The sequence below is a fragment of the Streptomyces sp. NPDC053493 genome (assembly GCF_044544825.1).
Taxonomy (GTDB): Bacteria; Actinomycetota; Actinomycetes; order Streptomycetales; family Streptomycetaceae; genus Streptomyces.
Genome location: NZ_JBITXS010000002.1, coordinates 527904 through 546493, shown reverse-complemented (window position 1 = coordinate 546493; position 18590 = coordinate 527904). Strand labels below are relative to the sequence as shown.

Below are 18590 nucleotides of genomic sequence, written 5' to 3'. Positions count from 1 at the left end.
GAGGAGGCGCCGCGTGATCGACGTCGTGCGCGCCGAGACGTTCTACACCCCGCCGCCCGAGCTGCCGCCCGACGCCTGGGACCTCGTCCCGGTCGCCGAGCGGGTCTGGCGCTGGGTCGAGTACGTGCAGCAGCGCCGCCTCACCCCGCCCGAGGGCTTCCTCCTCGGCGCGCAGGCGTGGGCCGAGATCAACCAGAACCGGTGGATCAGCTCCTGCACGTGCGGGTCCGCGCAGGTCGTCAGCCCCGCCGACCCGCGCATGGCCTGCACCGAGTGCGGCCGCGGCTGGGTCCTCGTGGTCTTCCCGGACGACGTGGACGCAGTCGAGGCGTCCCTCGCCGGCATCGACGAGCCGCACCTGCGGAACTGGACGAACCCGGACGCGCCGGCCCCGGCGCCGCCTCCGCCGCCCCCGCCGCCGAAGAAGCAGCGGCCGGTCCCGCCCCCGCCGCCGCCTGAGGAGCTGAACCGCAGATGACGTTCGCCCCTCGCACCTGGGTGGTCGGTGAGGTGGTCACGGCCGCCACCATGAACCAGGAGATCCGCGATCAGCTCAACTCGATGTTCGCGGCCTGGACGTCGTACACCCCGACGTGGACCGCATCCACCACCAACCCCGTCCTCGGCAACGGCTCCCTGACCGGGGTCTACATGAAGGTCGGCCGCACCTGCCACGTGCAGGTCGAGCTGTCGTGCGGCACGACCACGACCTACGGCTCCGGCAACTGGAGCCTGGGTCTGCCGTTCACCTCGACGAACTCGGGCGGCCTGCGCATCGGCGTCGCCCAGGCGTCCGGCTCCATCCGCGCGGCCGGCCAGGTCACCGTCAACACCAGCGCCTCGACGTTCGGCTTGTGGTTCCCGGCCACCGGCTCCGTCAGCAACCTCTCCGCCGCGACCGCGACGGTGCCCTACACCTGGGCCAGCACGAATTTCCTCAGATGCAGTTTCACCTACGAGACGGCCTCCTGACCGCTCCCGCCCCCACGCCCCGCGCCGACGGCCGGGGCCTTCTCCATGTCTGGAGTCCGCATGGCCTTCTCCCGAACGCAGTTCGTCAACCTCCTCCGGGCGCAGGTCGGCTACCACGAAGGCCGCGACCCGTCCGGCAACTGGAACAACCAGCAGAAGTTCAGCCCGAACGTCCCCGGCCTGGAATGGTCGCAGGGCCAGGCGTGGTGCGCCACGTTCACCGCCTGGGGCGCCGACGAGCTCGGCGCCCGCGACCGCTGGCCGATCACCGCCTCCTGCTACACCGCGGTGCAGTGGTGGAAGAAGGCTGGCCGCTGGACCGAATACCCGGTCCTCGGCGGCCCCTTCTACCTCGGCACCTCCGGGCAGGACCACGTCGGCGTCGTCTACGCCTACGACGACGACACGATCTACACCGTCGAGGGCAACACGAACGCCGGCGGCAGCTTCCAGGGCGACGGCGTGTACCTGCGCTCCCGCCCGCGCCGCGGCCCCGGCAGCCCCTACGGCTACGGCGTCCCTCAGTTCGACGAGGACACCATCAGCGCCGACCCCGCCTTGGGTGGCACGCGTTCGGCCTCGGTCGCCGCTCAGACCTCCACCACCCGGCCCCCCGTGAAGGAGACCACCGTGGCGCTCACCGACGCCGAGATCAAGAAGCTCGCCAAGGCCGCCGCCGACGAGGTATGGAGCAGGCGCTTCAACTCACCGACCGCCCCGGCCGGCACCGACCCGACCCGCCGCGCCGCCACCTTCCTCGTCTGGGGCGACCAGCACGCCGCGGACCTCCTCGCCGCCATCGAGGCCCTGTCCGCCAAGGTCGCCGCGCTCGAATCCCGACTCAACACCTGAACGGAGAACCCTCGTGCCGAACAAGACCATCGAGACCAAGGTCAAGGCCAGCACGGCCGCGGCCTACATCGCGTCCACCGGCGTGCTCGCCAGCCTCGCCGCCGTGCAGGACAACGCCCGCCTGCTGTCGTTCATGCCGGACAGCGTGGCCCCGTTCGTCGTCGCGCTCGTCCCCGCCGCGATCACGTTCGTCAGCGGCTGGGCCGCCAAGCACACCCCGCGCGTCTGAACGGAGCGTTACGCATGACTGATGAGCCGACCCTCGGAGAGGTCGTTCGCCGATTCGAGGATCGGCTCACCGACGTGCGAGACGACATCCAGCAACTCGGCCGGCGCCTCGACGAGAAGGTCGACCAGAAGGTCTACGACCTGCGCCACGAGACGCTCAGCACGCGGGTCGCCGCGCTGGAGACCGTGCGGGAGAAAGACGCCGAGAAGGTGGCCGCCACCCGCAGGTGGCTCATCGGCGCCGTCATCATCCCGCTGGTCGCCGTCCTCATGCCCGTGATCATCCTGCTCATCCAGGGGGCGAGCACATGACCCGAAGCCAGCTGCGTGCCGAGGAACGGCGTTGGCGGCGGGGGGACATGCTCGCCGTTGTTGCTGCTGTGGCGATCGGGCTGGTTCTGGCGGGGATCCTCATCGCGGTCCGGTCGCTGCAGCTGGAGCTGCAGGCCGCGAACCAGGCGCGGGACCAGCTCGCCGCGCAGGTGGAGCAGCTCGGCGGGCAGCCGGTCGCTGGCCCGCCCGGATCGCGCGGGCAGCCGGGCCGCACGGTGGAGGGCCCGCCCGGGCCGACCGGTCCGCCGGGTGATCCTGGCCCGTCGGGGCCTGCGGGGAAGCCCGGCCCGAGCGGGCCGCCTGGTCCGTCGGGGAGTCCGGGGCCGGCTGGTACGGACGGCGTGGGGGCGTCCGGACCGCCGGGACCGACCGGCCCACCGGGGCCGGCAGGGCCGCAGGGCGAGCCCGGCCCCGCAGGACCGGCGGGGAAGGACGGTAGAGACGGCGCCGCCGGGCAGGCCTGCCCGGACGGGTACACGCTGCAGCCGCTCGCCGGCGACCCGAACGTGCTCGCGTGTCAGCGGGCACAGGCCGCGCCACCGGCGCCGCTGAAGGGCCGGAGCTCCACGCCATGACGAACGCCCCCTCTCGCGCTGCGGCGCGGAAAGACAGGCCGCCCCGCAGTACGAGGGCCTGTTCCTGGAGCCCGACTGGCCGCAGGAGGAGTGACGAAGCCCCCGCCGCGCATCGCGCGGTGGGGGCCTTTTGCTGTGTTCGATAGTCTGTCGGCGGCGTCCCGCCTACTTGCACTAGGCGGGACGCCGCGTCGGTCAGTGAGCTGCCCGCTCGACGAGTTTCGCCAAGGTCTCCTTCTCGTTGTAGACGGAGCCAGCGAACCCGCCGCCAGCGTCGTAGGCCGTCGGGGCGACGCCAGGCCGGTCAGGGATCATGATCGACCCCACGAACGCTTCATCAGTGGGCTGGTCACCCTTGAAGAGCCAGAGGTACACGGTGCCGAGGCTGTCGGTTCCCAAAGCCAGGGTGTGGCCAGCCGGTGTCCTGCTGTCGGTGCCGTGCCAGCGGACCGTGGCATCCTTTGAGCGGAATCGTGCGGGCATCAAGTCTCCTTTGACGTGTGGTACTTACGGATGTGGTTCACGATGCTCGCCGGGGCGCCCGGGTATCCGCATCCTTGCGGGCAGTACTCCCAGGATCCCTCTCTGACAGCTGCTTCGGTGACCGAGTTGTCGGGACCGAAGTCGTGCTCGGCGAGCAAGCGAGGGACTGAGGCGTCGTAGCGGACGGCCATGAGGGCGGCCTCGGCCATCTTGTCGTGGCCCTGGGCGAAGAACTTACCGATGCCGACTTCACGGCCGCAGCCGCACCAGCAGAAGCCGTTGGGCAGGAGCCTCGGCTTGTCACTCTTAGGCATGTACTCTTGATAGCAACTCAAGACTTGCAGTCAAGACATACGGCGGGGATTCATTCGCCAACCGGTCGCCAGGCGACTCCTGTTGGGGTGCTCGACCGCCGATAAGATGCCGTATCGCGCGTCGCCCGCATCGGAGCCGCGACTGGAGACCCCGGCCTCGCGCAGGGGCGAGGGAGATGGTCATGTTCAAGCGGGTTCGACGCGCACTCGGCGGTCCTTCGCGGCCGGTGCGCCGCGAAACGTACCTCGTCTACCACTGGCGGTGTGAGTGCGGCGGCCACTCTCGCTACGCGGACGCGAATCGGTCCGATGTCGAGTACAACGCCCAGAGGCACTTGATGCGCTTCCCTAAGGGCCATCCGATGCCTGAGGTCTATGCAGAGGAAGTAGCCGAGTAGGCCCAGAGCAACCCCTCTGCAGTGCTGGCGATCACGCAACTCGATGGTTGATAATGACAGTTACTCACCATCCATGGAGGCAGTCATGAACGAGCGAACCGACACCTGCAAGCTGTGCGGCGGAGTCATCGTCGGCGACGTCAGCAAGGGATGCACGGCCTACACCTGCACCCACCCGTGTGCCGACTGTGGACACATCGGCGACGTCCACCGTGACTGGTACGACCCCGGCTTCTGCCGGAGGTGCCCCGAGGGCTCGCATCACGACTTCCGGCCGGCCCTCATCGCGCAGCCCGCCTGATGCAGGCCCAGCCCGCCCTGCGCCAGTCGTCTGAGATCTCCACCGACCGGCACGACCCTCGCGACGACTGGCACCCCGAAGCTCAGAAGCTCCGCGCCCGCCTCGAAGAGCTGTACGGCGAGCAGGACCCCCTGCCTACTGCGGCCGGCGCCTGGTGCACCCGACAGAAGAGCGCCCACACCCGCCGCGCCTACGCCCGCAACTTCCTCCGCTGGGAGGCCTACGCCCGCGGCGCCGGTATCCACCCCCTCCAGGCCAAGCTGCCGCTCGCCGACGCCTACGCCAACCACCTCTCCCAGCTGCCAGGACGAGGTGGCGGGTTCCTGTCTCCGTCCGCCCAAGCCCAGGCGCTTGCCGCGGCCGGCTCCTTCTACGACTACGCGATCCGCCTCGAAGCCGTCGCCCTCAATCCGTTCAGCCACGTCCAGCGCCCCCTCGTCGACCCCGACCACAGCCCCACCCAAGGCATGACCCCCGAGGAAGTCGAGCGCCTCATCACCATCGCCCGCGAGTGGGCGCCCCGCTCCTACGCCCTCGTCACCGTCCTCTACCTCCTAGGCACTCGCATCGACGAGACCCTCACCCTCAACGTCACCGACCTCGGGTACGACCGCGGCCACCGCACACTGCCTCTGCGTCGGAAGGGTGGGAAGCGACAGCTTGTCCCCGTGCCGCCGCTGGCGCTGGATGCCCTCGAGCGGTACCTCGACGGCCGAGCCGAAGGGCCGCTGTTCGTAACGGAAACGGGCGAGCGCTGGACACAGACTGGCGTGTGGAAGCACCTGCGCGTCCTGGCGCGCCGGGCCGGCATCCCCGCCGCGGCGAACATCAAGCCCCACACACTCCGGCACCAGTTCATCACCGACAACCTCGCCGAGAGCGTCCCCCTGGAACGCGTCCAGGACGCCGTGGGCCATACGGACCCCCGCACCACCCAGCGGTACAACCGACGCCGGCGTGCCCTCGACGACCACCCCGCCTACGGCCTCGCCGCCCGACTTGCCGCTCGGCTTCAATCAGAGGAGGTCTCCCGTGACGCATAGGGCACGTCCGCGGGCGCATCTTCTGACTGGCGGCCCGGCCTGGGCAGACCGCCCCCGAAGGATTGGTGGTGGCGGCACCACTCTCTCGAAGAGGCAGAAGGCGGCGAAGAGGCAGCTGACCGCCTACATGGACGCCCTCAAGGCCGCGCTGGCCCGGCGCGACCTGCTAGCCGCCAGAGCGGCACGCTCAGCCGCATGGGATGAGGTGGCCAAGCTCGCGGACAACCTGACGCAACTGGAACGACGCGAGCTCTGGAAGTGCAAGATCTTGATCCGTTCCATCGAGAAGGCTCGACGCAACAAGCCGGGCGCTTAACAAGACGTTATGCGCTGATTGCGTTGCGCTCCCCGAAGGGGCGGACCTAGCCTCCGTAGATCGCCGCTTGGGAGGGACTCGCCATGGCGCTGGAGATACGTCCGAGCGACGGCTCGGAACGCCGCTTCGATCTCATCGAGGGTGATGACCGGATCGGCGAGATCACCTTCGAGCCGCCGGACGACGAGTTCGCATGGACGACAGAGGTGTGGAGCCTGACGGACTGCCGGAGGACCTGGATCGACTGCGCGGCGAGCCTCGAAGAGGCCCGGGCGCTTGCCCGCACCTTCGATGCGCAGCTCCTGGAGCAGCGGCGCCAGGAGCCGAGGGGAAGCGTCCGCGCCATCAGCACGCCGATGGGTGGACGGCGCCGCACGTAGCGGGGAAGCCCACGCCAGGGCGGGCTTCGTCATATGCCGTTGTCTCTTTCGTGCACGGCTCTAGCGCCGCGCGGGCCAGCGGGTGCAGGGTGTGCGCACGCGGTCCTCGCAACCCACCCCCGGAGAGGGACCGCGCTGGCCCCGCCTGCCGCTGCGACGGGCGGGGCCGCGCCCGCCTCCCGGTCCACCCCGCGGGAGGCATAAGGCGTGCGATCACGGCGCGGGTCTGCATAGCCTGAGGTCAGACCCCAGGGGGGCGTCCTGGAGGAGCCCGATGCCCCGCCCCATGTGGAACGGCGCGATCTCGTTCGGCCTGGTCACCGTGCCCATCAGCCTGGAGCCGGCGACCGAGTCGCACGACGTCCGCTTCCGGCAGATCCACCTCGAGGACGGCGGCCGGATCCGCTACCAGAAGCGGTGTGAGATCGACGGCGAGATCGTCACCGAGGACCAGATCGGCAAGGCCTACGAGGTCACGACGGGCGACCTCGTCTCGATCACGGACGAGGACCTCGCCGGCATGCCGCTGCCGACGGCGAAGGCGATCGAGATCGTGGCGTTCGTCGACGCCGCCTCGATCGACCCGACCTCCTACGGCGCCGGCGACTACTACGCGCGCCCCTCCGGCCCGGTCGCGGCCAAGCCGTACAGCCTCCTGCGCCAGGCCCTCGCCCGCAACGAGAAGGTGGCCGTGGCCAAGTACGCGCTGCGCGGCCGCGAGCGCCTGGGCCTGATGCGGCCGCTCGGCGAGGCGCTCGTGATCCAGGGCCTGCACTGGGGCGACGAGATCCGCTCGCCGGCCGAGCTGGCTCCGCCCGAGACCGACATCAGCGAGCACGAGATCGCGGGCGCGCTCGCCTTGATGGAGACCATGAGCGTGGAGCACCTGGCCGACCTCGGCGATTGGCTCACCGACCACTACACCGAGGCGCTGGTCGAGGTCATCAGCGCGAAGGCCGAGCATCGGGCGCCGAAGCTGGTCGCGGGTGAGGAGCCGGAGGCGGCGCCGGTCGTCGACCTGATGGCCGCGCTTGAGGCGTCGGTGGCGAAGGCGAAGGAGTCCCGCGGCGAGACCGGCGGGCCGGCCACCGTGCACGAGATGCCGAAGCCGAAGAAGGCCACGGCCAAGAAGACCCCTGCGAAGAAGCAGGCAGCGAAGAAGGCGCCGGCCAAAAAAGCGGCGCGGAAGCGGGCCTCGTAGCGATCACGCGGCTTCGTACTCGTGCGCGTGGCCGCCTTGCCACTCGACCCAGCGAGGGTCGTCGAGGAGGTCTTCGGCGCCTTCGAGGCCGGCCCGGCGCAGGAATTCCACGACGTCACTGTCGTCGTGGGCCAGACCGAGGGGCTGTTCGCGGGCGGTGACTCGCCGGCCGCCGGTCGGGGTGGGTCGATGGACGACTATGGGTGCGCCGCTCATGCCTCCAGGGTGCGCCGGGGTCAGCTGTCCAGCACGCCGAGCTCGGAGTCGGGCCGGCAGATCTCGCACGCGCGAAGGCCGCCGCTCGTGATGGCCTGGAGAGCTTGCTCGCGGGTCAGCGGCCGGGTGTGGTGGCTGGCCTGCCGGCAGTCGCCGAGGTGAACGCTGTCGGCGGTGGGTTGGCCGCCTGCCCGCAGGTAGGAGAGGACGTAGGCGGGCCCGTCGGGGAGTGGCCGGCGGGAGGCGCGTTCGCGGACCCGGGCCAGCTCGGCGTCGATCCACCGCTGCGTCTGGGCGACCTGCTGCAGCTGCACGCGGTAGAGGAACCGGAGTTTCTCCAGCTCGGGGGACGTCGGCTCACCATCGGACACAAGTTCGATTCTATTCGTCCGGGCGGGCTGGAGTCACCCCGGGTGTCAGTGGCGGGCCGTACTCTGCTGCCATCCATCCGCGTCTTCTGGCGACGCTGATACCGGACCCGCCCGTCGGGCCCCACCGCGGGGCACAGCGACCGACGGGCGGGGCGCATCCTGGAGGCACCCGTGGACCTGGTGGAGTTCCTGAACGTCCGCTATGACGAGGAAGCCGCGCCCGTAGCCACGCCCGCGTGGCATGAGCCTTGGTGTCAGGACCCCTGGGTCGATCCCGCGCGCGGGGCGTGCTTCTACTGCGGTGAGCAGGAAGACCCGACCAAGGTGGACTATGTGCAGCAGTCGCCGAAGACGCTCGCCGACATCGACTCCAAGCGGCGGATCGTCGGGGGCATCGCGCCAGCAGGCCCGCACGACGCCCACATCGCCGGCACCTTCACCGCGTGGGACGTGCTCAAGCTGCTCGCTCTGCCGTATGTCGGCCATCCCGACTACGACGAGGCGTGGCGCCCGTAGCCGCGCGCAGGCGAGCCCCCGCTCAGCCGACGTGCATGAGCGGGGGCTCTGCCCTATCTACCGCCGGCTGGGCCGGTTTGGATGCGCTCAGTCGGCTGTCAACTCTCGATGCCGCACATGCTTCTTGAGCGCCGCCTCGACGTCGTATCGGCTCTCGCCGGTCGCCTCGGCCAGCTCGGTGATGCCCTGCTGGACCGCCATCGCAGTATCGACCGTGAGCGCCCTGGCCTGGATCTCCACCCACGCCGTTTCTTCGAGCTGGATCAGCTCGTCAGGAAGTTCGATTGCCACGGGCAGATCCTAGGCGGCCAGATCCTGCTCGGCGCGCAGCGCCTCAGCCCAGGCGACGACGAGCCGCTGATACTCGGCGCCGGCCGCGTTCGACAGGCCGCTGCGGACGAGCTGACGGATCTCTTCGTTGAGCTCCGCGGCCGTCTGGCGGGGTATCTCCGGCGTCTCGGGCATGGGCCCAGCCTACGGCCGGGGTCTGACATCGGGCGCCCCGAACTGTTGCCGCGCGTCAACCAATGCAGGCGCCACCCTTTCGGCAGGAGCGTCTTTCGGACACACTCGTGACGTGGTCCGCACGGACGATGCCCGTGAGGCGTCGGTGGGTGGGGTGTGCCTTGAGCTTAGGGAATGAGGTCCTGCACCGTCAGGCCCAAGACGCTGGCGATTCGGAGTAGGTGACTGAATTTGGCGTCGCTCTGGCCGCGCTCTATGCGCTGGATGGTGGACCTGTCGATGGCTGCCCGCTCGGCAAGCTCCTCCTGGGTGAGGTTCGCGTAGATGCGGGCGTCGCGGACGCGGAGCCCGAGCGCCTGTAGGGCGTGGATGATCCATTCGGGCTGGTCGGCGGGCACTCGACCAAGCTCGACCGATCATGATCGTTTGTCAGCAGCTATTTTGCCGCTTTTAATGATCATGGTTCCGGGTGCACCCTATACCTGCGCGGACGGGCACGCTCCGCATCGGTGGCGACACCGTCTGGCATATGCCGGAGAGTGGCGGTACCGTCCAGGCGGAACACTTGTTCGATTCGGAGGGGCGGGACGCGCTTCAGCCGACGCGTTCTAGCGCCCCTTGAGGGACGAAACAACTGGATACCGAGAGGTTCGGTGGTGCGAGTTCAGGTCTCGTGGCGCCGACGGGACCGCTTCCAGTTCGCCAGCTCCCCGCGTGCGAGCGGGAAGCGGCCCCTAACGGTCACCCGTCCCACAATGACGGGTGGTCGCGCCAGCGAGTGTCTCTCATGGCGTGATCCTTGTACGAGACATTCGTTGGCCATATGCCAGGGCCGAGTCAGCTTGGGTGCCTTCGAGGGTGCTTCGCGACTCGGCCCTGGTTCATGGCTGGGGGAGTGGTGGGAAACGACTGGGAGACGATCTTGGTCAACACGCGATGGCTACCGATCAACTAATCATGTACGCCGCCGCAAAATGCCAGGTCAGGAGGTCTGGGTCAGGGAATGCTGCAGGTTGCTCGAGTGGTCAAGTAGCGTCTGCGCGATCCAGCTGATCTCGCAGTCCTCGGACAGCATGTCGCCGATGAAGACCGCCTCGAGCGCCGGGAGCCGGTCGCGGGCGTCGACCAGCGCCTTGACGATGCCTTCCGACGACGTCTCGTACGCCTCGTCCCAGCCGCCGACGATCAGGGCGCGCACCCGGGTGGTGTCCACGGCGGCCAGGAAGCGCTCGAAGCGCGGCTCCCACTGCTCGTCGCCGGCGTCGCAGTAGGTCGGTGCGGACAGCCGCCACGCGACCGCGGCGGGATCGGGCAGCGTGACGTCGGCGTCCCGCTCCGGGAAGTCGAACGTCGGCAGACCGCCGAGTCCCTGCAGATAGTGCGACACGGTCATGAGTGCTCCCCGTCCCCGACGGCGTTGATCGGCTGATGGGAGCAGTTGTACCAAGCGGCACCGACAACGCCCTTGGCGGGCCGCCGACGGGCGGGGGCCCGTGCGTGTCCGTGACGAAAGTTGATGATTTGTCTGATAATCATCACTCGTGCTCGTTCGTCGCGTCCTCACCGTTCTCCTCCTGCTCGCCACGACCGCGCTGTGCGCCGCGACCCCGGCGGCCGCACGCCCCGACACCACCCCCGCCGCCTTCACCATCACCGGACTCGACCTCCACGACGCCCAGATCGTCGAGTTCGAGGACGTCTACTACATGTACGGCTCGATGTACGGCTGCGGCTTCGAGTGGTACCGGCCGACCACGCCCTGGTGCGGCTTCGGCGTGTCCACCGCGCCCGCGCCGCAGGGGCCGTGGAGCGCCCCCCGACCGCTCTTCGACCGCACCGCCACCGACCCGTGGACCGGCCGCACCTGGCAGGACACCTGCGGCGGCACCGGCCAGGGCTGCTTCAACCCGAGGATGATCCGCCGCTCCGGCTGGGGCCGGGACGACGGCGCCTTCCTCCTCTGGTTCAACAGCCCGCGCCACTGGTCGACCGACCGCTCCAACGCGTACAACGTCATGGGCTGCGCCTCCGCCGCGGGCCCCTGCGGATACGGCATCGCCGGCACCGAGACCGGTGCCGACGGCACGTACCGCAAACCCCGGCTCTCCTACTGCACCGGCAACGGAGACTTCGGCTTCATCGACTCCGGCACCGCCGGCGACCCGCCCGCCCTCGTCTGCACCCTTCCCGGCGCCGCGCACCTCGGCATCGAGGAACTGGACGAATGGGGCAGCGGCGGCGGAGGCACGGGAGTGAGCGAGGTCGCCGGGCTCCGGCACGTCGAGGGCCCCGGCGGCTACTGGGACCCGGTCCAGCGGCTGTACGTCCTCACCTACGCCGATCCCGCCTGCGGCTACTGCGCCGGCACCCCGATCGGCTACGCCACCGCGCCCACGCTCTACGGCGGCTGGACCGCCCCCGGCAACGTCGGATGGACGGCGCCCGCCTACGGCCGCCGCATCTTCAACGGCAACAGCTGCGGCGGCCAGCCGAGGACCGTCACCGTCCTCGACGGCCGGCCCTGGCAGATCATCGACCTGTGGCTCGGCACCCGCAACGAGACGGCGGCCGCCACCCACGTCGTACCGCTGGCCTACCACCCGACACCGGGCACGGCCGGCGACGGCCGCGTGTGGCGCCCGCCGCTCGCCCTGCACTGCTGAGCCTGGTACGGAGAGGTGAAGGGCGGGCCCGCGCCAGGAGTGGCGCGAGGACGCGGCGGGCGGCGGCTGGTGGGATGTGCGCGCCGAGCACCGGCGACCACCGTCGAAGGGAACGCCCATGACGCCCCGTCACCCCCAGCCCCCAGCCGCACATCCGCTCTCCGGCCCGCTGCGCGCACTCGCCGTCTGCACCGCGCTCGGCGGGCTGCTCCTCGGTGCCGCCGCCGCGCCGGCACTCGCCGCCTCGCCCGGTGGCACGGTCCGCCCCGCCGCCGTCGGGGAGGCGGCGCCGTCCACCGTGTCCGTCATCGGCAACGGACGCGCCTCCCAGGCGCCCGACGTGGCGGTGCTGTCGGTCGGCGTCGAGGCGACCCGCCCGACCGCGAAGGAGGCCATGGCCGCGCAGGAGACGGCCTCGGCCGCGCTGCTCGACGCCCTGCACCGGCAGGGCGTCGCCGACCGCGACATCCGCACCGAGAGCCTCTCGCTGACGCCGGTCTACAGCCAGAACGCCCGCGGCGAGAGCAAGGTGACGGGCTATCAGGCCGGGCAGACCTTCTCCGTGAAGGTCCGCGACATCGACCGGGCCGGACCCGTCATGGGCGCGGTCAACGACGCCACCGGCGACGCGGGCCGCATCAACGGCGTCACCTTCGACGTGTCCGACCCGACCGCCCTGCGCGCCCGGGCCCGCGAGGCCGCCCACCGCGACGCCCACGACAAGGCCGCCCACAACGCCCGGCTCGGCGGCCGCCGCCTCGGCCGCCTCGTCTCGGTCAGCGAGGGCGAGAGCGTCCGCCCCGGCCCCAGCACCGCCCCGACCGCTCCGGCCGACGGCGGCGAGGGCGCGGCGCTGGCCCCGGGCGAGATCGAGGAGCACGTGACGGTGACAGCGGTCTACGAACTGCTCTGAGCGTCCCGGCGGCCCCGCGGCCCCGCGTCGTCCCCGTGACCCGGCCGGCCGGGCCCCTCGGCCCGGTCGTCCGGCCGGTCCGGCCCGTCGGAAGCGCTGCGGGGCGAAGGCTCCGCCGGCACCTCCGGCGCCTCCCGGGCCTTCGCGGGCAGCTCCGGCAGGCCCAGTTCCCGGGCGAGGGCCGCGTCCGCCCACTCCAGCATCGTGGCGCGGGGCAGCGCGCCCGCGTACGAGATGGTCTGCACGGCCAGCCCGTCCAGGAAGGCGGTGAGACGCCAGGCGGCGGCCGACGGGTCGGCGCAGGCGAACTCGCCGGCCGCCGTGCCCTCGGTGATCACCGAGGTCAGGGCCGTCTTCCAGGCCAGGTCGAGCGAGCCGGCGACCTCGCGGAGCGCCGGGTCGCGCAGGGCCGCCGCCCAGCTCTCGATCCACAGCCGCCAGCCCTTGGCCTGACCGGTCGGGGCGTACCAGCGGACCGCGGCGCGCAGCCGCCGTACCGCGGTCGTCCTGCGCCCGAGCAGCCGGCGCAGCCTCGCCAGGTCCTCCTCGGCCGCGTACGCGAACGCCGCCGCGACCAGCTGCTCCTTGGTCGCGAAGTGGTACAGGACCAGCGCGTTGCTCACCCCGAGTTCCGCGGCCACGTCGGCGATCCTGACCGCCGCCACGCCCCGGGCCTCGATCTGCACCACGGCGGCCCGCAGCAGCGCCTCCCGCCGCTCGGCCACGCTCCACCGTTCTCTCGCCACGGCCCGACCCTACACAGCACATGACAACGGCAAGATCAAGTCGTTCGCCGCCCTCCGCCCGTCCCGCCTCCCGGCCGGCCGCCCATAATGAAGGGACCCCCGACCTCAGGAGGACCTGTGACCGGCACTGGCTCCGACCACTCGCTGCGGGCACGGCTGCGCGCGCTGCGCCCCGCGGCCTTCGGCGCCGACTCGACCGGGGAGCGCCTGGAGCGCGTCCGCCGCTCCCCGAACTTCGCCGACGGGGCCTTCCGCAACCCCGAGCCCGCCCGGCACCGGCCGTCCGGCTCCACCGTCGAGTTCGCCAAGATCTACTTCGAGAAGGAGGCCCGCGCGCGCCGGGCCCCCGCCGGCCGCATCCCCGTCCACCCGACCACCGTCGCCGACCTGGCCAAGCCGCCGGCCGGCGGACTCCGGATCACCTGGATGGGACACTCCAGCGTCCTCGCCGAGATCGACGGCCACCGCGTCCTCTTCGACCCGGTCTGGGGCGACCGCTGCTCGCCCTTCCCGTTCGCGGGTCCCAAGCGCCTCCACCCGGTGCCCGTGCCGCTCGCCGCGCTCGGCCCGGTCGACGTCGTCGTGATCTCCCACGACCACTACGACCACCTCGACCTGCCGACGATCAAGGCGCTCGCCGGCACCGACACTCTCTTCGCCGTCCCGCTCGGCGTCGGCGCCCACCTGGAGCACTGGGGCGTGTCCGCCTCCCGCCTGCGCGAGCTCGACTGGAACGAGTCGACGACGGTCGGCGACCTGCGGCTGACCGCCACGCCCGCCCGGCACTTCTGCGGCCGGGGCCTGCGGAACCAGCAGCACACCCTGTGGGCCTCCTGGGCCGTCGAGGGCCCCGCGCACCGGATCTACCACAGCGGCGACACCGGCTACTTCTCCGGCTTCCAGGAGATCGGCGCCGCGCACGGCCCGTTCGACGTGACCATGATCCAGATCGGCGCGTACTCCGACTTCTGGCCGGACATCCACATGACGCCGGCCGAGGGCCTGCGCGCCCACCTCGACCTCCAGGGCGGCCGCCCGCACGGTGTGCTGCTGCCGATCCACTGGGGCACCTTCAACCTGGCCCCGCACGCCTGGGCCGAGCCGGGGGAGTGGACGAAGGACGCCGCCGACGAGGCGGGCCAGGCCGTCGCGCTCCCGCGCCCCGGCCAGCCCTTCGAGCCCGCGGGGCAGCTGCCCACGGACGCCTGGTGGCAAGGGGTGTCCCAGCCGATCGCCCGCCCCTGGCGCCGGCCGAAGCTGATGGAGGATTCGGGCGGGGCCGCCCGGCGCGATCTCGACCTGGCGGGTGACCGCTGACAGCGAGCGAGGACGACCTCGGCCGGATCGTGCGCCTTCTGGCAAGTCTTCCCGGCGTAGAGCGAGACCGCCTGGTGCGTGCGCTGGACGGCGCGCCCCGTGAGCCTCTGGAAGGGGCGGCCGCCGACTGGTGCCCGGCCCGCCCGCATCTCTCCCTGTGGTAACGCTCCGTGATGCTGGGTGAGGCCGGGCGGTGTGTAGTTGCCGCCCCCCGACGTAGCGCGGCGTCACGCGGACCGGGACCTGTTCGCCTCCCCGCGTGGCGTTGAACTCGATGGCCGCGTCGTAGGCGTCGACAGGAGGGCCGCGAGCGCGGCGGGGATCAGCCCGCCGCGCGGCCGTACGTGGCGTCGGCTGGGGGACTCGGAGGGTTCTCGCGTCGCGGTCAGTCGACCGGCTTGCCGGGCTGGTCGTGGGTGGCGCAGTGGATGCCGCCGCCTCCGGTGGCGATGGTGTCGATGTTCACCTGCACGATGTCCCGCTTGGGGAAGTGCTCCTTGAGGATGCCCCGCGCGCGGTCGTCGGCCTTCCTGTCGCCGAACTTGGGCACGTACACGGCGTCGTTGCCGATGTAGAAGTTCGCGTACGTGGAGAGGAAGTCGTCGCTGTGGCCGCTGATCCGGTCGGGGTCGGGCTGCGGCAGATCGATGACCTCGAAGGGGCGGCCCTTCGCGTCGGTCGCCTCGCTCAGCACCGACATGGCCTGGTCCGAGGAGCGGGACCAGGAGTCGGCGGGCGTGCCGGGGAAGGCGCGGTCCAGGAGGATCACGCCAGGTGCGGTGAACCGGACGAGGCTGTCGACGTGCGCGTCGGTGATGTCCTCGCCGCGCACGCCCTTCAGCCAGATCACCTTCTCCATGCCCAGGAGCTCCTTGAGCTCGGCCTCGATCTGGTCGCGGGACTTGCCCGGGTTGCGGTTGTCGTTGACGATCGAGCTCTCCGTGATGAGGAGCGTGCCCTCACCGTCCGTCTCGAAGGAGCCGCCCTCGGCGACGAGAGGCGCCTGCTCGCGGGGGATCTTGTATGTCGAGAGCAGCTTCCGGCCGACCTGGCCGTCGTTGTCGTGGACCTGCTTGTCGCCCCAGCCGTTGAAGTTGAGGTCGACGCCGACGACTTCTCCGCCCTCCTCGACGAAGACGGGCACGGTGTCACGGGCCCACAGGTCGTCGACGGCGAGCGGAATGACCTCCACGTCCCTGCCGCACGCCTTCTGCGCCGCGGCCACCTGGTCCGGGCGGGCCATCATCACGACGTACTCGTACTCCGCGATGGCCCGGGCCACGCGCGCGATGTCTTTCCGTACGTACGGGAGGTCGTCCTCCCATACGGACGCGAGCGCGGGCCACGACATGAAGGTGCGGGCGTGGCTCTCCCACTCGGCGCCCAGGCGGCGTGCCTCGTCGGGCGCGGCCGACGGGCCGGCGGTGCCCGCGCTGCTCGACAGGCCGGGATCGCCGGGGCCGCACGCCGTGGTGCCGAGGGCGAGTGCGCCGATTCCGGCGAGTACGCGCAGAGCGGACCGGCGTGAGGGGCGGAAGTCCGACATCGGAGGTCTCCGATCGTGAGGGTGGGGGCCAGGGATCCGGCGGAGGGCGGAAGAGGGAGGCGAGTCGTGTCGGTGGCGTGCCGCCCGTGATCAGGGTGCACGCGCGACTTACTTCACCCGCGGCACCGCCAGGCCGGATGTGCCGTCGTGTCGCCACACTGACACTGACTGAAAAATCAGTCAAATCTCAGGGTGGCTCAGCCTCTCGATCTCGACGGCGACGGCCTCTCTCACCAGTCCCCGAGCGTGGGCCAGGGGGAGCGCCCCGCTGAGCCAGCGGGTGCTGAGCCCCTCCAGCAGGCCGGTCAGCCGTTCCGCGGACGCCGTGAGGGTCGGCGCGGGAGCCGTCGGCCGGACGTGGCTCAGGAGGTCGGCGACGTCGTGGATCCAGGCCAGGGTCGCCCTGGCCAGATCTCCGCGCAACTCGGGCTCGAAGACCGCGCTGGCCCGCAGCTCGCCCCAGGCCGTGCTGTTCTCACGGACCTCGGGAAGGTCCTGGAACTCAAGGAGCAGGGACTGCTCCAGCGCCTCCCTGGCGTCGAGCGGACCGCCGCCGCCGTCCTCGTCGGATGTGTACCGGTCGGCCCGGTCGCTGATGAACTCCAGGGTGTGGCGGAGGACACCGGCCCGGTCCTTGAAGTGGTAGTAGACCAGCGCGGTGGACACCCCTGCCTCTGTCGCCAACTCCTCCATCCGTAGCCCTCGTACTCCTCGCCGGGCCACGACCCGGGCGGCGGCCTCCAGGATGGCCGTTCGGCGGTCCATTGCCACATCCCCCTTCTCGGTGGTCTGAACCAGAAGTATCTCATGTTGACTGAAACTTTAGTTAGAGCGACTATGCGCCAGTCGCGCGGTCGACCTGCGCCCTTCGTTCCACATCGTCGAAAGAGTCACCGCATGTCCGATCAACTTTCCGGTGCCCAGCTCGCTCACACGGCGCTGACCGCCGACGACCCCCGAGAGATCGGTGGCTACCGCCTCCAGGCCCGGCTCGGCTCGGGCGGCATGGGTGTGGTGTACCTGGCCCACACTCCGGGAGGCCGTCCCATCGCGTTGAAGGTGGTGCGACAGGAGTTCGCGGGAGATCCCGAGTTCCGCCTGCGGTTCGCGCAGGAAGTGGCCAGCGCCGAGCGCATTCACGGTCTGTTCACCGCGCAGGTGGTCGCCTCGGGAGTGGATGCCCCGACGCCGTGGCTGGCCACCGCTTACGTGCCCGGCCCGTCGCTGCACCAGGTGGTCCACCGCCACGGCCCGCTGCCGGTGCGAACGGTGCTGCTGCTCGTGGCCGGCATCGCCGAGGCCCTGCAGGGGATCCACCGGGCCGGTGTCGTCCACCGCGACCTCAAACCGGCCAACGTGCTGATCGCCGAGGACGGCCCCCGAGTCATCGACTTCGGCATTGCGCGTGCGGCCGACTCCGCCGCGCTGACCGGGACGGGGCTGAGCATCGGAACCGCTGCGTTCATGGCCCCGGAGCAGGCCCTGGGCCGGCCGGTCTCCCCGGCCACCGACGTCTTCGCGCTCGGCGCGCTCCTCGCGTACGTGGCGGGCGGCGAGGTGCCCTTCGGGGCGGGGCCTGAGTCGGCGGCCCTGTACCGGGTGGTCCACGAGCAGCCTGATCTCGCCCGCGTACCGCATGAGCTGAGAGGCCTTGTGGCGTGGTGCCTGGCCAAGCGGCCCGAGGACCGGCCCGGCACGGTGGACCTGATCGCGGCCGTGCACGCCCATCCGCTGGTGGGGCCCCGCCCGGAGTTCGGTGACGGGTGGCTGCCACGGTCGATCAGCAGTGAGGTGGCGGTACGGGCTCTCGGTACGGCGCCCGTGCACGCACAGCCCACGCTCGCGGCCGCGCCGCCCCCGGCCGTGCCCACGCCGGCGCCGGTACCGCCCCAGGGCAGAGGTCCTGCCGCGCCTTCTTCTCGCAGGGTGCGGCGCGGCCGGCGACGCCTGGTCGTGACGGCACTCGCCGCACTCGCGACCCTCGCGACGGCCGGCGCGGCCTGGTACCTCCTCGACGCCTCGGCGCGACCGAACGGCCCGTCGGCGGATCCAGTCGTCGGCTCCTATGCGCCCGGCGGCAAGGAGGTCGAGTTGACCTCGCCCGATGCCACCTACGAGTTCGACCTGAGAGCCAGGAAGGTCGTGCCTTCGGACACCGCCGACTGGTACCTGGCACGCAGCCGGACGGAATTCGTCCTCCCCGAGGACAGCGACGCCTTCCTGGCCCCGGGGGACGAGCTCAGCCCCACCGCGTGCGTCCGTGGCATCGACACGGAGCCGGTCACCCGGATCGCCTTCTCCGACCTGACCGACGAGCGGGCCTTCTGCATCCGGAGCCCTGACGGGCGGGACATCGTCATCGTGCGGCTGATCGAGGCCCACGCCGATGGCGGGCCGGTCAGGGCGGCGTTCGAGCACTACCGCCTGGATCAGTAGAGGCT

At 71.1% G+C, this 18590-nt stretch carries 26 protein-coding genes; 15 read left to right on the top strand and 11 right to left on the bottom strand.

Annotation, left to right across the window (positions count from 1 at the left end; all coding sequences use genetic code 11):
* The first annotated feature begins 13 nt into the window (after positions 1 to 13).
* The 5 genes from ACIGO8_RS08005 to ACIGO8_RS07985 are packed head-to-tail and all read left to right on the top strand — an operon-like array spanning position 14 to position 2364.
* On the top strand, positions 14 to 478 hold the full coding sequence (locus tag ACIGO8_RS08005) for a hypothetical protein (protein WP_399725631.1): 465 nt from the start codon (positions 14 to 16) through the stop codon (positions 476 to 478).
* The gene (locus tag ACIGO8_RS08000; RefSeq protein WP_399725628.1) at positions 475 to 972 is read left to right on the top strand and encodes a hypothetical protein; all 498 of its coding nucleotides are present in this window, start codon (positions 475 to 477) and stop codon (positions 970 to 972) included. Before ACIGO8_RS08005 ends, ACIGO8_RS08000 begins: the two co-directional genes overlap by 4 nt.
* A gap of 60 nt (positions 973 to 1032) precedes the next feature.
* Positions 1033 to 1824 carry a CHAP domain-containing protein gene (locus ACIGO8_RS07995; RefSeq protein ID WP_399725625.1) on the top strand — a complete coding sequence of 264 codons (792 nt, stop codon included), beginning with the start codon at positions 1033 to 1035 and terminating at the stop codon, positions 1822 to 1824.
* Between the two features lie 13 nt (positions 1825 to 1837).
* A complete protein-coding gene (locus ACIGO8_RS07990; RefSeq protein ID WP_399725622.1) occupies positions 1838 to 2053 on the top strand; it encodes a holin in 216 nt (71 codons plus the stop codon).
* Between the two features lie 14 nt (positions 2054 to 2067).
* On the top strand, positions 2068 to 2364 hold the full coding sequence (locus tag ACIGO8_RS07985) for a hypothetical protein (protein WP_399725619.1): 297 nt from the start codon (positions 2068 to 2070) through the stop codon (positions 2362 to 2364).
* Between the two features lie 791 nt (positions 2365 to 3155).
* On the opposite strand, the gene ACIGO8_RS07980 is transcribed toward ACIGO8_RS07985, so the two are convergent.
* Positions 3156 to 3443, bottom strand: a complete 288-nt coding sequence (locus ACIGO8_RS07980; protein WP_399725616.1) for a hypothetical protein — start codon at positions 3441 to 3443, stop codon at positions 3156 to 3158.
* The gene (locus tag ACIGO8_RS07975) at positions 3443 to 3757 is read right to left on the bottom strand and encodes a hypothetical protein (protein ID WP_399725614.1); all 315 of its coding nucleotides are present in this window, start codon (positions 3755 to 3757) and stop codon (positions 3443 to 3445) included. Before ACIGO8_RS07975 ends, ACIGO8_RS07980 begins: the two co-directional genes overlap by 1 nt.
* A 483-nt stretch (positions 3758 to 4240) precedes the next feature.
* On the opposite strand from ACIGO8_RS07975, the gene ACIGO8_RS07970 reads away from it, so the two are divergent.
* The 5 genes from ACIGO8_RS07970 (at position 4241) to ACIGO8_RS07950 (ending at position 7396) form a co-directional block, all read left to right on the top strand.
* A complete protein-coding gene (locus ACIGO8_RS07970; protein WP_399725611.1) occupies positions 4241 to 4456 on the top strand; it encodes a hypothetical protein in 216 nt (71 codons plus the stop codon).
* Complete coding sequence (locus ACIGO8_RS07965) at positions 4456 to 5499, top strand: tyrosine-type recombinase/integrase (RefSeq protein ID WP_399725608.1); 1044 nt, start codon at positions 4456 to 4458, stop codon at positions 5497 to 5499. The genes ACIGO8_RS07970 and ACIGO8_RS07965 overlap by 1 nt, the downstream gene beginning before the upstream one ends.
* A 127-nt stretch (positions 5500 to 5626) precedes the next feature.
* Positions 5627 to 5815, top strand: coding sequence for a hypothetical protein (locus tag ACIGO8_RS07960; protein WP_399725605.1), 189 nt, complete (start codon positions 5627 to 5629; stop codon positions 5813 to 5815).
* 83 nt (positions 5816 to 5898) lie between these two features.
* The gene (locus tag ACIGO8_RS07955; RefSeq protein ID WP_399725604.1) at positions 5899 to 6195 is read left to right on the top strand and encodes a hypothetical protein; all 297 of its coding nucleotides are present in this window, start codon (positions 5899 to 5901) and stop codon (positions 6193 to 6195) included.
* Positions 6196 to 6469: 274 nt separating this feature from the next.
* The gene (locus tag ACIGO8_RS07950) at positions 6470 to 7396 is read left to right on the top strand and encodes a Ku protein (RefSeq protein ID WP_399725601.1); all 927 of its coding nucleotides are present in this window, start codon (positions 6470 to 6472) and stop codon (positions 7394 to 7396) included.
* A 3-nt stretch (positions 7397 to 7399) separates the two neighbouring features.
* Here ACIGO8_RS07950 and ACIGO8_RS07945 read toward each other — a convergent pair whose 3' ends face one another.
* Positions 7400 to 7612: a hypothetical protein gene (locus ACIGO8_RS07945; protein WP_399725598.1), complete on the bottom strand. Its 213-nt coding sequence runs from the start codon at positions 7610 to 7612 to the stop codon at positions 7400 to 7402.
* A gap of 20 nt (positions 7613 to 7632) precedes the next feature.
* Positions 7633 to 7983, bottom strand: a complete 351-nt coding sequence (locus ACIGO8_RS07940; RefSeq protein WP_399725595.1) for a DUF6233 domain-containing protein — start codon at positions 7981 to 7983, stop codon at positions 7633 to 7635.
* Positions 7984 to 8154: 171 nt separating this feature from the next.
* Between ACIGO8_RS07940 and ACIGO8_RS07935 the strand changes: the two genes are divergently transcribed.
* On the top strand, positions 8155 to 8499 hold the full coding sequence (locus ACIGO8_RS07935; protein WP_399725593.1) for a DUF6221 family protein: 345 nt from the start codon (positions 8155 to 8157) through the stop codon (positions 8497 to 8499).
* A gap of 87 nt (positions 8500 to 8586) precedes the next feature.
* Here the strand turns inward: ACIGO8_RS07935 and ACIGO8_RS07930 are convergent, their stop codons facing one another.
* From ACIGO8_RS07930 to ACIGO8_RS07915, 4 genes are all read right to left on the bottom strand, one after another.
* Positions 8587 to 8790: a hypothetical protein gene (locus ACIGO8_RS07930; RefSeq protein ID WP_399725590.1), complete on the bottom strand. Its 204-nt coding sequence runs from the start codon at positions 8788 to 8790 to the stop codon at positions 8587 to 8589.
* Positions 8791 to 8799: 9 nt separating this feature from the next.
* Complete coding sequence (locus ACIGO8_RS07925; RefSeq protein WP_399725587.1) at positions 8800 to 8964, bottom strand: hypothetical protein; 165 nt, start codon at positions 8962 to 8964, stop codon at positions 8800 to 8802.
* A gap of 167 nt (positions 8965 to 9131) precedes the next feature.
* Positions 9132 to 9362 carry a helix-turn-helix domain-containing protein gene (locus ACIGO8_RS07920; protein ID WP_399725584.1) on the bottom strand — a complete coding sequence of 77 codons (231 nt, stop codon included), beginning with the start codon at positions 9360 to 9362 and terminating at the stop codon, positions 9132 to 9134.
* 584 nt (positions 9363 to 9946) lie between these two features.
* A complete protein-coding gene (locus tag ACIGO8_RS07915) occupies positions 9947 to 10357 on the bottom strand; it encodes a hypothetical protein (protein ID WP_399725581.1) in 411 nt (136 codons plus the stop codon).
* A gap of 148 nt (positions 10358 to 10505) precedes the next feature.
* On the opposite strand from ACIGO8_RS07915, the gene ACIGO8_RS07910 reads away from it, so the two are divergent.
* Both ACIGO8_RS07910 and ACIGO8_RS07905 read left to right on the top strand, forming a co-directional pair.
* Positions 10506 to 11627, top strand: coding sequence for a hypothetical protein (locus tag ACIGO8_RS07910; protein ID WP_399725578.1), 1122 nt, complete (start codon positions 10506 to 10508; stop codon positions 11625 to 11627).
* 118 nt (positions 11628 to 11745) lie between these two features.
* Complete coding sequence (locus tag ACIGO8_RS07905) at positions 11746 to 12540, top strand: SIMPL domain-containing protein (RefSeq protein ID WP_399725575.1); 795 nt, start codon at positions 11746 to 11748, stop codon at positions 12538 to 12540.
* Here ACIGO8_RS07905 and ACIGO8_RS07900 read toward each other — a convergent pair.
* Positions 12525 to 13286: a TetR/AcrR family transcriptional regulator gene (locus ACIGO8_RS07900; protein WP_399725572.1), complete on the bottom strand. Its 762-nt coding sequence runs from the start codon at positions 13284 to 13286 to the stop codon at positions 12525 to 12527. The two genes, ACIGO8_RS07905 and ACIGO8_RS07900, sit on opposite strands and share 16 nt — an antisense overlap.
* 117 nt (positions 13287 to 13403) lie before the next feature.
* On the opposite strand from ACIGO8_RS07900, the gene ACIGO8_RS07895 reads away from it, so the two are divergent.
* Positions 13404 to 14603 (top strand): MBL fold metallo-hydrolase, encoded by a 1200-nt coding sequence (locus tag ACIGO8_RS07895; RefSeq protein ID WP_399725570.1) that lies wholly within the window; start codon positions 13404 to 13406, stop codon positions 14601 to 14603.
* A 385-nt stretch (positions 14604 to 14988) separates the two neighbouring features.
* Here the strand turns inward: ACIGO8_RS07895 and ACIGO8_RS07890 are convergent, their stop codons facing one another.
* Both ACIGO8_RS07890 and ACIGO8_RS07885 read right to left on the bottom strand, forming a co-directional pair.
* Complete coding sequence (locus tag ACIGO8_RS07890; RefSeq protein WP_399725568.1) at positions 14989 to 16149, bottom strand: agmatine/peptidylarginine deiminase; 1161 nt, start codon at positions 16147 to 16149, stop codon at positions 14989 to 14991.
* 180 nt (positions 16150 to 16329) lie between these two features.
* Positions 16330 to 16914 carry a TetR/AcrR family transcriptional regulator gene (locus ACIGO8_RS07885; RefSeq protein WP_399725565.1) on the bottom strand — a complete coding sequence of 195 codons (585 nt, stop codon included), beginning with the start codon at positions 16912 to 16914 and terminating at the stop codon, positions 16330 to 16332.
* Between the two features lie 72 nt (positions 16915 to 16986).
* Here ACIGO8_RS07885 and ACIGO8_RS07880 point away from each other — a divergent pair, with 72 nt between their 5' ends.
* Complete coding sequence (locus ACIGO8_RS07880; RefSeq protein WP_399725563.1) at positions 16987 to 18585, top strand: serine/threonine-protein kinase; 1599 nt, start codon at positions 16987 to 16989, stop codon at positions 18583 to 18585.
* The last annotated feature ends 5 nt before the right edge of the window (positions 18586 to 18590 follow it).